Below are 12,515 nucleotides of genomic sequence, written 5' to 3' on the forward strand. Positions count from 1 at the left end.
GCCCCCCGCGGAGGCCCGCGCCTACCTGGGCACCGTCCGCGACAAGGTGCACGACCTGCTCGACGCGGTGCGGTTCACCGAGCGTCCGCTGGTCGCCGACGGCTTCGCCTTCGGGATGATCGTCCAGCACGAGCAGCAGCACGACGAGACGATGCTCGCCACCCACCAGCTGCGGGCGGGGTCGGCGGTGCTGCACGCCCCGGCGCCGCCCGAGCCGACCGCCAGCGTCAGCGGCGAGGTGCTGGTCCCGGCCGGTGTGTTCACCATGGGCACCGACACCGACCCGTGGGCTCTGGACAACGAGCGTCCCGCCCACCGTGTCGACCTGCCGGCGTACGTCATCGACGCCGCGCCGGTCACCAACGGTCAGTACGAGGCGTTCATCGCCGACGGCGGCTACACCGACCCGCGCTGGTGGAGCCCGGCCGGCTGGGCGCACCGGGTCCAGGAGCGGCTCGACGCCCCGATGCACTGGCACCGCGACGGCGACGGCTGGTCGTACCGGCGTTTCGGCCGGTGGGACCGCGTCCGCCCGGACGAGCCGGTGGTGCACGTGTGCTTCTACGAGGCCCAGGCGTACGCGGCGTGGGCCGGCAAACGGCTGCCGACCGAGGCGGAGTGGGAGAAGGCGGCCCGCTGGGATCCGGCGACCGGCCGGTCCCGCCGCTTCCCGTGGGGCGACGACGACCCGACCGAGGCGCACGCCAACCTCGATCAACGTCACCTGCGGCCGGCCCCGGTGGGCGCGTACCCGGCGGGCGCCTCACCGCTGGGCGTGCACCAGCTGATCGGCGACGTCTGGGAGTGGACGTCGACGACCTTCCGGGGGCATCCGGGCTTCACCGCGTTCCCCTACCGGGAGTACTCCGAGGTCTTCTTCGGCGACGACTACCGGGTGTTGCGCGGCGGCTCGTTCGGCACGGACCGGTCGGCCTGCCGGGGCACCTTCCGCAACTGGGACTATCCGATCCGCCGGCAGATCTTCAGCGGCTTTCGGTGTGCCCGAGACGCCCGGCCGGATGAGTCGCACCGGTGAGCCGCCCCGCGTCCGGCCCGCCGGTGGGTGGGGTTCGCTGATGTGTCGTCACCTGGCCTACCTGGGTCCGCCGGTCACCCTGGCCGAGCTGCTGTTCGACCCCGTGTACTCGTTGGCGCGCCAGTCCTGGGCGCCGCGCGACATGCGCGGCGGCGGCACGATCAACGCGGACGGTTTCGGTGTCGGCTGGTATCCGGGCGACGGCGAGCCGGTGCGGTACCGGCGGGCCCAGCCGATCTGGAGTGATCCGACGATCGCGGATCTCGCGGCGGTGACCCGTGCGGGCGCCGTTCTCGCGGCGGTCCGTTCGGCCACCGTCGGGATGGCGGTGCTCGACGGCGCCGCCGCGCCGTTCGCCCAGGGCCGGTGGCTGTTCAGTCACAACGGTGTCATCCGTGGTTGGCCGGACGCCGTGGTGCCGCTCGCCGCCACGCTGCCGGTGCGCGACCTGCTGACCCTGGACGCCGCCACCGACTCGGCGCTGCTCTGGGCGCTGGTGCGGCATCGGCTGCGCGCCGGCGACGACCCGGCGGAGGCGGTCGCCCGGACGGTGGCCGAGGTCGCCGCGGCGGCACCGGGGTCGCGGTTGAACCTGCTGCTCACCGACGGGCGGCGGGTGGTGGCCAGCGCGGCCGGGCACGCGCTGTCGGTGCGCGCGGCGCAGGGCTCGGTGCTGGTGGCCTCCGAGCCGCACGACGACGACCCGGGATGGCGGCCGGTGCCCGAGGGGCACCTGGTCGTCGCCACCGTGAACGAGGTGCGGGTACGCCCACTGCCGACCCGGTGAGCTGCACCGGTCGGGCATCCGAGTGTGGACTGAGCAGAGAGGCAGGGCCGATGACCGCGGAACCGTTGGAGATCTACCTTGAGCAGCAGGACGTGGAGCGTGGCCTGCGCGAGGACGTCCGGGCGGGGTTGACCGCCGAGGCGAAGTGGCTGCCGCCGAAATGGTTCTACGACTCGCGGGGCAGTGAGCTGTTCGAGGAGATCACCCGCCTGCCCGAGTACTACCCGACCCGGGCCGAGCGGACGGTGCTGGCCGAACACGCTTCCGACATCGCGGCGTTGACCGGCGCCAAGACCCTGATCGAGTTGGGCTCCGGCTCGTCGGAGAAGACCCGGTTGTTGTTGGACGCGTTCACCCGCCGGGGCGGGCTGGGCACGTTCGTCCCGCTCGACGTGTCGGTGAGCGCGCTGCTGGCGTCCACCGCGCAGATCGCCGCCGACTATCCGGGCCTGCGGGTGCGGGGCATCGTGGGCGACTTCACCCGCCAGCTCGACCGGTTGCCGACCGGTGGCCGGCGGCTGGTGGTGTTCCTCGGTGGCACGATCGGCAACCTGCTGCCGGCCGAGCGGGTCGAGTTCCTGAGCGCCATGCGTACCGCGCTGGAGATCGGGGACTGGCTGCTGCTCGGCACCGACCTGGTCAAGGATCCGTCGGTGATCGTGCCCGCGTACGACGACGCGGCCGGGGTGACGGCCGAGTTCAACCGCAACGTGCTGCGCGTGATCAACCGGGAGTTGGGCGCCGACTTCGACCCGGCCGCGTTCGAGCACGTCGCCCTCTGGGACCCGGACCACGAGTGGATCGAGATGCGGTTGCGCGCGACCCGGCCGATGAGTGTGCGGGTGCTGGACCTGACCGTGGACTTCGCGGCGGGGGAGGAGTTGCGCACCGAGGTGTCGGCGAAGTTCCGTCCGGCGGGCATCGCCGCGGAGCTGGGTACGGCGGGCTTCACCGTGGCGGAGTTCTGGACCGACCCGGACGGGCTGTTCGGGGTCACGCTGGCCCGGGCTCGGTGAGCCTGTTCACCCACCCCGGGCGGTCTCCGGGGTGATCCGATAGGGTTGGTCACGCGAAGGGGAGTAGCCCCCAATGTCGTGGTCGACATACTGGTGCGTTCCGCATCCGGCCACGCGGCCCCGGTCTCCGGGGCGGGCGAGACCTTCGACTCAGGCTGTTGCAGCCGGGTCGAGGGCGCCCCTGTACCTCCTCCCGGTGTGAAAACGGGAAGGATGTCATGGAGGGATTTCTCGCCGCGCTGGTTGTCAGCTTCGGCGTCATCTTCGTCGCCGAACTGGGGGACAAGTCCCAGTTGATGGCGTTGACCTTCGCCACGCGGTTCAAGCCGATCCCGGTGCTGATCGGCATCACCGTCGCGACGGCGGTGGTGCACCTGGCGTCGGTCGCGATCGGCGCGGGTCTCGGGGCGGTGCTGCCCACCGAGTGGATCTCGCTGGTGGCCGGTGTGGCGTTCCTCGGCTTCGGCGCGTGGACCCTGCGGGGGGACAAGCTCACCGACGAGGAGAAGCGCAAGGCGGAGAAGACGAACAGGACCGCGCTGGTGGCGGTGTCGGTGGCGTTCTTCCTGGCCGAGCTGGGCGACAAGACCATGCTCGCGACGATCACCCTGGCCACCAAGTACGGCTGGTTCGGCACCTGGCTGGGCTCCACCATCGGCATGGTGGCGGCGGACGCCCTGGCCATCCTGGTCGGCCGGATGCTCGGCCGCCGGCTGCCGGAGAAGACCATCAGGTACGGCGCCGCGATCCTCTTCGCCATCTCCGGTCTCTGGCTGATCCTCGAGGCGGTGAACGAGCTGACCTGAGTGTCGACTAGCCGCTGCGTGCGCGGGTAACGGCCCGGGGTGGGGCCGGCGGAGCTGTTGCGCCACGGCGACGAGGTGCTGGTCGCCGTGGTGGAGGTCGCCGGCGCTCTGGTGATCTTCGTGGGTGCGGTCTGGGCGGCGGTGCGGTTCGTGGTCGAGGGGCTGCGACATCGCACCGCCGCTGTCTTCACTCCGATCCGGCTGAGCCTGGGCCGGTTCCTGACCCTGGGTCTGGAGTTCCAACTGGCGGCCGACGTGCTGCGGACGGCCGTGTCGCCGTCGTTCGCCCAGATCGGCCAGCTGGCGGCCATCGCCACGATCCGGACGGCGCTGAACTACTTCCTGGGTCGGGAGATCCGCCAGGAGCAGCGGCAGGTGGCCGAGGGCGAGCGCCGGTCGTGACAGGCGCGTTGGCCGTGGCGGTCACCGCGCTCGCTCTGGTCGTGGGTGTGGTGACCGTGCTGCTCACGGGTGCCGGCCGCGCCGCGATCCGGATTCTGCTGGATCTGCTGACCGCGGCGGCCCTGCTCCGGCTCGCCGGCGGACCGGGCTGGACCGATCTGGCCGGCGTGGCGGTGATCGTCGCGTTGCGCCAACTGCTCGGGGCGGCGCTGGGCACCACGCCGCCGTGGTCGGGTGGACAATCGTCGGCGTCCTGCGCCACGAACGATCACCACTTACCGTTGGCGGTGAGAGGCGAAACGGGCGAAAGCGGGAGGATCACGAGATGAGCCGGCACGACGAACCCAACGAGTACGGCTACTCCGGCGGCGCCACCGCGCCCGAGCCGCCTCCCGGCGGGAAGCCCGACGAGCAGGACGAGGCCGAGGCGGTGGCGGTGCCGGGCGACGACCTCACGGCACCGGCGGCCGAGGCGCTGGCCGAGGAGACCGAGGAGCAGCCGCCCGCCGAGCGCCGTCGCTGAGCCCGCGACCCGGTCAGCGGCCGGCGGGGCGCTGGTAGACGTCCGGCACGCCGTCGCCGTCGGCGTCCAACCGCTCCCGCTCGGCCACCCGGCGGTACGCGGCGTTGCGGCGCAGCAACACGACGGCGGCCAGCCCGGCGGAGATCACCGACCCGGCGAGCACGGCGGTCTTCACCCGGTCGTCGGCGACGCTGCCGGCGCCGAACGCCAGGTCGCCGATGAGCAGCGACACGGTGAAGCCGACACCGGCGAGCAGCGCGATGCCGAGCAGGTCGGCCCACCTGATGTCCTCGTCCAGTTCGGCGCGCGTGAAGCGGGCCAGCAGGTAGGTCGAGCCGAAGATGCCGACGCTCTTGCCGAGGACCAGGCCGGCGACGATGGCGATCACCACCGGGTCGGTCAGCAGGGCGCCCACGTCGGTGCCGCGCAGTGTGACGCCGGCCGCGAACAGGGCGAAGATCGGCACCGCGAATCCGGCGGACACCGGCCGCCACCGGTGTTCCAGGTGCGCGGCGAGGCCACCGGCGTCGGTGTCGGCGTCGGCCGGTGGGGCGGCGGTCGAGGCGTCGCCGGTGCCGCGGCGGCGCGCCAGCACCGGCACGGTGAAGCCGAGCAGGACGCCCGCCACCGTGGCGTGCACCCCGGAGGCGTGCACCAGCGCCCAGGCGGCCAGCGCGAGGGGGATCAGCGCCCACCACCAGGTGCGTCCGCGTCGCACCAGCAGCGCGAAGAGCCCGATCGGCACCAGCGCGGCCAGCAACGGTACGGGATGGAACTCGGCGGTGTAGAAGATCGCGATGATGGTGATCGCGAACAGGTCGTCGACCACGGCGAGGGTGAGCAGGAAGGCGCGTAGGCCCTGGGGCAGGTGTGAGCTGACCACCGCGAGCACGGCGAGGGCGAAGGCGATGTCGGTGGCGGTCGGGATCGCCCAGCCGCGGAGCCCCGGCCCACCCCCGGCCAGCACGACCGCCACGTAGATCAGCGCGGGCAGCAGCATGCCGCCGAGCGCGGCCACCACCGGCAGCGCGGCACGCCGCGGGTCGCGCAGTTCGCCGACGACGAACTCCCGCTTGAGTTCGAGCCCCACCACGAAGAAGAAGACGGCCAGCAGGCCGTCGGCGGCCCAGGTGGCCATGGACAGGTCGAGATGCCAGCGCGCCCCGCCGGGCCAGGGCACCCAGTCGCCGAGCCGGACGTACGAGTCGACCCAGGGGGAGTTCGCCCAAATCAGCGCGAGCACGGCGCCGAGCAGGAGCAGCGCGCCGCCGACGGTCTCGGTCCGCAGGACGTCGGCCAGGTGCCGCGCCTCCGGCCAGGACGATCGCGAGAAGAGCCGGAACCGGTCGGACGGTGGGGTGTGGTCGGCCATGTGTGCGGCTCACCTCGGGTGTGGGGACGGCAGGAATCCACTCGCCGACCAGACTTCCCGGCACACCGCTGTCGACCCTATCCGGGACCGCGCGTCGCCGCGACCACGGGGCGGAAGGGGGGCCGGCCGATCGGTTGTCGACTTTTCCCGGATATCGCCGCTGCCGAATGGCCTTCTGTCGGGTTGGTCATGCGGGCACACATGTTCGCCGCTGAAAGTACATAACTCCGGACATAAGCCGTATGGGCAGCTTTAATGGTTTCACGAGTTTAAGACGACCTTGGGGGTTTTCGTGAAGTTCTTTGGCGTAACCGGACCGGCACGGAGGCGCTCCTGATGGACCTGCTCCGCCAACTGCGGCACGTACGTCGGCACTGGTGGCTCGTGTTGGTCACGGTCATGGTCGCCCTGGGTCTCTCGGCGTTCGTGACCGTACGGGCCCAACCCCGGTACGTCGCCTCGGTGACGTTCTTCGTCACCACCCCCAACCAGGGCATCAGCGACGCCTATCAGGGCGGCCTCTTCCTTCAGCAGCGCGTCAAGTCGTACGCCGACCTGCTCACCAGCGACCGGCTGGCGCAGAGCGTGGTGGCCGAGACCCCGGTCGGGCTCACCGCGGACGAGGTGCAGCACCGGGTGGCGACCTCCACCGAGACCGGCACCGTCCTGCTGCGCGCGTCGGTGACCGACACCGACCAGACCCGGGCCCTGCGAGTCACCGAGACCCTGGCCGCGAAGTTCGTCGAACTCGTGCAGAAGGTCGAGACGCCACCCGACGGCAAGGCTCCGATCAAGATCGAGGTGGTGAGCGGCCCCCGGGTCAGCGCCAGCCCCGTATCGCCGCAGCCGGCCCGCAACCTCACCCTGGGCGGGCTGCTCGGCCTGGTGCTCGGCGTCGCCCTGGCGATCCTGCGCGGCGTGGCCGACGTCCGGCTGCGCGACGCCGCCGGGCTGCAACGGGCCACCGGCAGCCCGCTGCTCGGTGAGATCCCGTTCGAGAGCAGCGCCCGCACCGCGCCGCTGATCGTCGGCGACGCCGCGACCTCGGCGCGCGCCGAGGCGGTCCGCAAACTGCGCACCAACCTGCGCTTCGTCGACGTGCACGAGCCGGCCCGGGTCATCGCCGTGACCAGCGCCCTGCAGGGAGAGGGCAAGACCACGCTCTCCTGCAACCTGGCCATCGCGCTGGCCGAGGCGGGCTGGCGGGTGCTGCTGGTCGACGCGGACCTGCGCCGCCCGAAGATCGACGAGTACCTGGGCATGGACGCCGGGGTCGGGCTCACCGACGTGTTGGTCGGCGACGTCCAGGTCGGTGACGTGGTGCAGCGCTGGGGCGACAAGTCGCTGCTGGTGCTGCCCAGCGGCTCGGCGCCACCGAACCCGAGCGAACTGCTCGGCTCCAAGGCGATGGCCGACCTGCTGCTCGCCCTGCGCGAGTCGGCGGACATCGTGATCATCGACACCGCGCCACTGCTCGCGGTGACCGACGGTGTCGTGGTGGCCGTCCAGGCCGACGGCGCGCTGCTGGTGAGCCAGCAGGGTCGTACGTCGCGGACCCAGGTGGCCGCGGCGGCCCGTTCGCTGCACTCGGTGTCGGTGCGGCTGCTCGGCTGCGTGCTGAACATGGCCAAGGTGGCCAAGGCCGAGGCGTACCAGTACGAGGCCTACCGGGTGGTCGCCTCGACGGCCACGCCGTCGGTGCCGACCGACCGGGTCAGGTCGGCGGCCAGGCACAGCGAGGGCAGCGGGGTCAACGGCGTCAGCGACCGCACCCAGGAGCTCACCCGGCTGCCCCGATGAGCGCGGCGAGGGGTCGCAACGCCCGTTCGATCTCCTCCGCGCACCGTCGGAAGTCGGCGGCGGTGCCGCCGATCGGATCACGCAGGTCATCCGCGTCGGGGGCGGCGGGTTGCAGCCGCCCCCGGGCGCGGGTGGCGGCGGCGATCGCGGCCCCCAACGGGTCGTCGGCCCGCTCGGTGGCCGGCTCGGCCGCCGCGGCCAGCCGGCCGAACTGGAGCATGGTGAACGTGCGGTGCAGCGCCGCCGGTGCCAGCGCGGTGCAGACCGATCGCTGGCGCCGGGTCGCGGTCAGCACCAGCGTCGCGTCGGTCAGGTACTCGGCGCGCAGCGTCCGGCTGCGGAACTCCGCCGGGTCCGCGCCGCCCTCGGCCGCGACCCGCTGGGCGTACGGGTGCATGGCCAGCCCGTCCATCGCGTCGGTGCCGGCGCTGGACAGCGCGACCGGCTGGTCGGCGAGCAGCCGGCGGGCCAGGTACTCGGCCATCGGCGATCGGCACAGGTTGGCGTGGCAGACGAACAGCACACGGTCGGCCATGGTGGCCCCTTCCGTCGGTGCGGACACGGCCGGCCGCACCGCGAGGGCGGTGCGTCGACGCCGGTGGCCGCGCGGGGAGGGGTTGTCGGCATCGTACGCGGGCCGGCTGCCCGCCGGACGTGCTGCCGCGCCGACCGGGGCCGATCCGTGGTGGACGGCGGTGCCCCGGTGAAGATCGGCATCCTGTCGTACCACTTCCCGCCCGAGCCGGCCTTCATCCCGGGCAGCCTCGCCGAGGCCCTCGCCGCCCGCGGGCACGAGGTCCGGGTGCTCACCGGCTTCCCGGACTATCCCGGCGGGCACGTCTACCCCGGCTGGCGGCAGCGGTGGCACCACGAGACGCACAGCGAACGGCTGACCGTCCGGCGGGTGCCGAGGTACACGGGGGCCGGCACGTCCACCGGCGCGCGGATGGCCAGCTACCTGTCCTTCGCGGGCAGCGCGACGATGACCGCGCGCCGGGTCCTCGGCGATGTCGACGCGCTCTACGTCTTCCAACTGCCGGCCACCACGTTCGCCGCGGCCGGAGTGCTGCGACTGCTCGGGCGGGTTCCGGCGGTGGTGCACGTGCAGGACGTCTGGGCGCGCGACGGCGACGGCGAGGCGGGCGACGGACGGTGGGCGACGCGGATGTCCACCGCGATGACCCGGATCTACCGGTCCGCCGCGCGGGTCGCGGTGGCCGCGCCGTCGATGCGGGACCTGGTGGTCGCCGCCGGCGCCGATCCGTCCCGGGTCCGGGTGGTGCTGAACTGGACCGACGAACGGATCTTCCACCCGGCGACGCCGGACGCCGCGGCCCGCCAACTGGTCCGCCGCGACGGACGGTGCGTGGTGATGCACGCCGGCACGATCGGCGCCCGACAGGGGCTGGAGACGGCGGTACGGGCGGCCGCGGCGTTGGACCGGACGATGGATCTGGTCCTGGTCGGTTCGGGTGCCGAGGAGCGGCGGGTGCGGGGGCTCGCCGCCGAGCTGGGCGCGGAGAACATCCGCTTCGTGGAGCGGCGCTCGCCGGTCGACATGCCGCAGTTGTACGCCGCCGCCGACTACCAGCTGGTCATGCTGCGCGATCTGCCGGAGCTGCGGGGCATGGTCCCGGGCAAGCTGCAGGCCGCGCTCTCCTGCGCCGCGCCCGTGGTGGCCTCGGCCGGGGGAGACACCGCCGAGCTGGTCGAACGGGCCCGGGCGGGACTGTCCTGCCCGCCCGAGGACTGGGCCGCGCTGGCCGACCGGTTCTGGCTGGCCGCGACCATCCCCGCCCCGGCACGCGTCGAGATGGGTCGCCGTGGCCGCGAGGCGTACCTGCGGGAGATGTCGTTGCCGGCCGGCGTCGACCAGATCGAGCGGCTGCTGCACGAGGCGGCGGGCCGCGCCGCGGAACCAACCGCCTCACGAATGAAATTCGCTTAAAGGACGAGAAGCGCCAAAACGGTACGGGATGGCGCTTTGCGTGCTAAGAACGGTCAGGGGAAATCGGATCTTCTGTCCGGTTCCTGGGATGGAGAGTGGTGTGACGGAGAGCGAACGACCGCACCGGCGGCGCAGCCGGTCCCGGCGCCGGCGACGCGCGCGACTGCGACGGGCGCTGCTGGGCGCCCTGGTGGTCTGCTCGCTGCTGCTGACGATCGGAGGGTGGATCGGTTTCCGTGGTTGGCAGGCGCGCTCCCACCTGCTCAACGCCGCTGGCCTCGCCCGCGAGTTGAGCGCCCAGGTCGTCGGCGGGGACACCGACCGTGCCCTGCGAACCCTCGCCGCCCTTCAGGAGCAGTCCGGCGCGGCCCGAGCCGCGACCGCCGACCCGGGCTGGGCGCTCGCCCGGCGTACCCCGATCGCGGGCGACGACCTCGACGCGGTCCGCCAGATCTCGGTCGCCATCGACGAGTTGGCCCGGCAGGCGTTCCCGGCCCTGCTCCGGACGGACCTGACCAGCCTCGTGCCGTCCGGCGGCCGACTGGATCTGGCCCGGCTGACCTCGGTCTCCGCCGAGTTGTCCCGGGTGAGCGAGGCGGTGCAGCGCACCCGCCGGGACCTGGCTGTGGTGCCCGCCGACCGCCTGGTCAACCAGATCCGCCAGGCGCTCACCGACCTGCGGGCCGAGATCGACCGCCTGGCCAGCCTCACCACGGCCGCCGACCAGGGAGCCCGGCTGCTGCCGCCACTGCTCGGCGCGAACGGCCCGCGACGCTACCTGCTGGTCTCACAGAACCTGGCCGAGCTGCGGGCCACCGGCGGCATGTTCGGCGCGTACGCCATGATCGAGGCCGAGAACGGCACGGTCCAGATGGGGGCGCAGGGCAGCAGTGCGTCCCTGGGCCAGTTCACGCCGGCGTTGAAGTTGCCGGCCGAGACCCGGGCACTCTGGACCGACCTGCCCGGCATCTATCCCGCCGACGTCAACCTGACCCCGCACTTCCCGACCGCCGCCGCGTTGTACCGGGAGATGTTCCGGCGTAAGACCGGCACCACCGTCGACGGCGTGCTCGCCGTCGACCCGGTGGTGCTGTCGTACCTGCTCAAGGCGACCGGTCCGGTGCTGGTGCCCGGTGGCGTCCCGCTGGCCAGCGAGAAGGTCGTGCAGACCCTGCTCAACGACAGCTACCAGCGGCTGAACGTGAAGCAACAGGACGACTTCTTCGCGGCGTCGGCCGCTGCGGTGTTTGACGCCTTTTTCAAGAAGAATGTCAACCCACGGGTGTTGTTGTCCGCATTTGACCGTGCTATCACTGAACGCCGGATATTGTTCTGGAGTGCCCGACCTGAAGAACAGCGGACATTCGGCGACAGCCGGATGGCCGGGACGCTTCCGGAACAGGACACCGTGCCGACGGTCGGCGTGTTCCTCAACGACGGCAGCGGCGCGAAGCTCGGCTACTACCTGCGGCCGACGGCGAACCTGACAGTCGGCGAATGCCGACCCGACGGTCGCCGTGAGCTCCGACTGCGGGTGACCCTGCGCTCGACGGCGCCGAAGTCCGGACTCAGTGAGTCGGTACTCGGCCTCGGCCTGGCCGGCGATCCGTACACCGCTCGCACCTTGGTGTCGATCTTCAGCCCGGCCGGGGGCGCGGTGCTGGAGGGCCGGCTCGACGGAGTCCAGACGGCGCTTGGCAGCGGCACCGAACGTCGCCGACAGGTCGCCACGGCCAACGTCGACGTCGGCCCCGGCTCCGAACGGGTGCTGGAGGCCACCGTGCTGACGGCCAAGACCGGCGTCGGGCGAGCCGAGCTGTGGCTGACCCCCACCGCCAGCCCGTGGACCACCCAAGTTCATTCCGCACCAAGCTGTGACCAGTAGGAGGGAACCAATCATGCGGCTATCCCGCATCATCATGGCGCTCACGGTCGGCCTGGCCGTGGTGGCCGTGCCGACGGCAGCGGGGGCGGCACAGCCGCAGCCGGCGCCCAGCGCGACCACAGACCCGCCCCAGCCGCCGCCGTATCCGCCGGCCGCCGCCTCGCTGACCGTCAACCGACCGACGATCTTCCTCGGCGAGACGGTCGTGCTGACCGGCACCGGATTCGGTCCGAACGAGACTGTCGACATCGTGGTGTCGGTGACCCCGCTGGCCGCTCCGGCGGCCGGCCAGGCGCCGGCGCGGCGCAGCGACGGTACGACGGTCGCCATGGCACCCGTGGCCTACCAGGCGAGCGCCCCGCTGAGCTTCACGGCGTTCACCGACGCCCAGGGTCGCTTCACCAAGAGCTACAAGCCGTCGGCGACGGGTCTGCTGACCTTCACCGCCACCGGTCGGGAATCCGGCCGGACCGCCAGCACCGAGCTGCGGGTGCTGCACAAGAAGCAGCCGCTGCCCGTCACGGGTGACAGCATCGGCACGCCCATGAAGCTCGGCGGCGGCCTGGTCGGCGCGGGCGCGATCATGCTGCTGCTGACCCTGGCCTGGCGTCGCCGCCAGCGCTTCGGCGGGGCTGCGCACTAATCGGTGTCACCACCGGGCAGTGCCCGGACTTCACCTGGGGCTGGTGCCCGTCGGACCTGATCCGACGGGCGCCAGCCCGTCCTGTATGCCCAGCCCGACGTTGCGATCAACTCGGCATCAATGAAACTGGGGTGTCACCCCGTCCCGGATACCCCGTTTTCGCTGAACCTGAGTGGATCACCCGGTGATTGCCCGATGTGGGGTCGTGGCCGGTCGCGTCGGGGTGGGTGGTTTGTCCGGTGGTGGGGGTTGTGGGCTGTGACCGGCCGCACTCGGGCGGTGGAATGGTGGCTGGCT

At 72.3% G+C, this 12,515-nt stretch carries 13 protein-coding genes; 11 read left to right on the forward strand and 2 right to left on the reverse strand.

Annotation, left to right across the window (positions count from 1 at the left end):
• The 7 genes from egtB to F8271_RS25395 form a co-directional block, all read left to right on the forward strand.
• A partial coding sequence (gene egtB, locus F8271_RS25365; protein WP_151492339.1) for an ergothioneine biosynthesis protein EgtB occupies window positions 1–1,036 on the forward strand: 1,036 nt, incomplete at its 5' end.
• Window positions 1,037–1,076: 40 nt separating this feature from the next.
• On the forward strand, window positions 1,077–1,823 hold the full coding sequence (gene egtC, locus F8271_RS25370; protein WP_151492351.1) for an ergothioneine biosynthesis protein EgtC: 747 nt from the start codon (window positions 1,077–1,079) through the stop codon (window positions 1,821–1,823).
• A gap of 50 nt (window positions 1,824–1,873) precedes the next feature.
• Window positions 1,874–2,839: an L-histidine N(alpha)-methyltransferase gene (gene egtD / locus F8271_RS25375; protein ID WP_151492340.1), complete on the forward strand. Its 966-nt coding sequence runs from the start codon at window positions 1,874–1,876 to the stop codon at window positions 2,837–2,839.
• Window positions 2,840–3,057: 218 nt separating this feature from the next.
• Entirely contained in the window at window positions 3,058–3,645 is a 588-nt protein-coding gene (locus F8271_RS25380) for a TMEM165/GDT1 family protein (RefSeq protein ID WP_151492341.1), read from the forward strand.
• A gap of 39 nt (window positions 3,646–3,684) precedes the next feature.
• The gene (locus F8271_RS25385) at window positions 3,685–4,047 is read left to right on the forward strand and encodes a DUF1622 domain-containing protein (protein ID WP_151492342.1); all 363 of its coding nucleotides are present in this window, start codon (window positions 3,685–3,687) and stop codon (window positions 4,045–4,047) included.
• Window positions 4,048–4,061: 14 nt separating this feature from the next.
• Window positions 4,062–4,376: a hypothetical protein gene (locus tag F8271_RS25390; protein WP_151492343.1), complete on the forward strand. Its 315-nt coding sequence runs from the start codon at window positions 4,062–4,064 to the stop codon at window positions 4,374–4,376.
• Window positions 4,373–4,570 (forward strand): hypothetical protein, encoded by a 198-nt coding sequence (locus F8271_RS25395; protein WP_151492344.1) that lies wholly within the window; start codon window positions 4,373–4,375, stop codon window positions 4,568–4,570. The genes F8271_RS25390 and F8271_RS25395 overlap by 4 nt, the downstream gene beginning before the upstream one ends.
• Window positions 4,571–4,583: 13 nt before the next feature.
• Here the strand turns inward: F8271_RS25395 and nhaA are convergent, their stop codons facing one another.
• Window positions 4,584–5,942: a Na+/H+ antiporter NhaA gene (gene nhaA, locus F8271_RS25400; protein ID WP_151492345.1), complete on the reverse strand. Its 1,359-nt coding sequence runs from the start codon at window positions 5,940–5,942 to the stop codon at window positions 4,584–4,586.
• A gap of 336 nt (window positions 5,943–6,278) precedes the next feature.
• On the opposite strand from nhaA, the gene F8271_RS25405 reads away from it, so the two are divergent.
• Complete coding sequence (locus F8271_RS25405) at window positions 6,279–7,742, forward strand: polysaccharide biosynthesis tyrosine autokinase (RefSeq protein ID WP_151492346.1); 1,464 nt, start codon at window positions 6,279–6,281, stop codon at window positions 7,740–7,742.
• Here the strand turns inward: F8271_RS25405 and F8271_RS25410 are convergent.
• Window positions 7,723–8,277 (reverse strand): low molecular weight phosphatase family protein, encoded by a 555-nt coding sequence (locus tag F8271_RS25410; RefSeq protein ID WP_151492347.1) that lies wholly within the window; start codon window positions 8,275–8,277, stop codon window positions 7,723–7,725. The two genes, F8271_RS25405 and F8271_RS25410, sit on opposite strands and share 20 nt — an antisense overlap.
• A 168-nt stretch (window positions 8,278–8,445) precedes the next feature.
• Between F8271_RS25410 and F8271_RS25415 the strand changes: the two genes are divergently transcribed.
• From F8271_RS25415 to F8271_RS25425, 3 genes are all read left to right on the forward strand, one after another.
• Window positions 8,446–9,690, forward strand: a complete 1,245-nt coding sequence (locus F8271_RS25415; RefSeq protein WP_151492348.1) for a glycosyltransferase family 4 protein — start codon at window positions 8,446–8,448, stop codon at window positions 9,688–9,690.
• Between the two features lie 100 nt (window positions 9,691–9,790).
• Window positions 9,791–11,575: a DUF4012 domain-containing protein gene (locus tag F8271_RS25420; protein ID WP_225854746.1), complete on the forward strand. Its 1,785-nt coding sequence runs from the start codon at window positions 9,791–9,793 to the stop codon at window positions 11,573–11,575.
• 13 nt (window positions 11,576–11,588) lie between these two features.
• On the forward strand, window positions 11,589–12,218 hold the full coding sequence (locus F8271_RS25425; protein ID WP_151492350.1) for a hypothetical protein: 630 nt from the start codon (window positions 11,589–11,591) through the stop codon (window positions 12,216–12,218).
• Window positions 12,219–12,515: the final 297 nt, after the last annotated feature.

Source organism: Micromonospora sp. ALFpr18c (assembly GCF_008868155.1).
Classification (GTDB): Bacteria; Actinomycetota; Actinomycetes; order Mycobacteriales; family Micromonosporaceae; genus Micromonospora.

Excerpts from the sequence above, each read along its gene's own strand:
- egtC (WP_151492351.1), top strand. The coding sequence starts at position 1,077 with ATGTGTCGTCACCTGGCCTACCTGGGTCCGCCGGTCACCCTGGCCGAG.
- F8271_RS25405 (WP_151492346.1), top strand. The coding sequence starts at position 6,279 with ATGGACCTGCTCCGCCAACTGCGGCACGTACGTCGGCACTGGTGGCTC.
- F8271_RS25410 (WP_151492347.1), bottom strand. The coding sequence starts at position 8,277 with ATGGCCGACCGTGTGCTGTTCGTCTGCCACGCCAACCTGTGCCGATCG.
- nhaA (WP_151492345.1), bottom strand. The coding sequence starts at position 5,942 with ATGGCCGACCACACCCCACCGTCCGACCGGTTCCGGCTCTTCTCGCGA.
- egtD (WP_151492340.1), top strand. The coding sequence starts at position 1,874 with ATGACCGCGGAACCGTTGGAGATCTACCTTGAGCAGCAGGACGTGGAG.
- F8271_RS25380 (WP_151492341.1), top strand. The coding sequence starts at position 3,058 with ATGGAGGGATTTCTCGCCGCGCTGGTTGTCAGCTTCGGCGTCATCTTC.
- F8271_RS25425 (WP_151492350.1), top strand. The coding sequence starts at position 11,589 with ATGCGGCTATCCCGCATCATCATGGCGCTCACGGTCGGCCTGGCCGTG.
- F8271_RS25395 (WP_151492344.1), top strand. The coding sequence starts at position 4,373 with ATGAGCCGGCACGACGAACCCAACGAGTACGGCTACTCCGGCGGCGCC.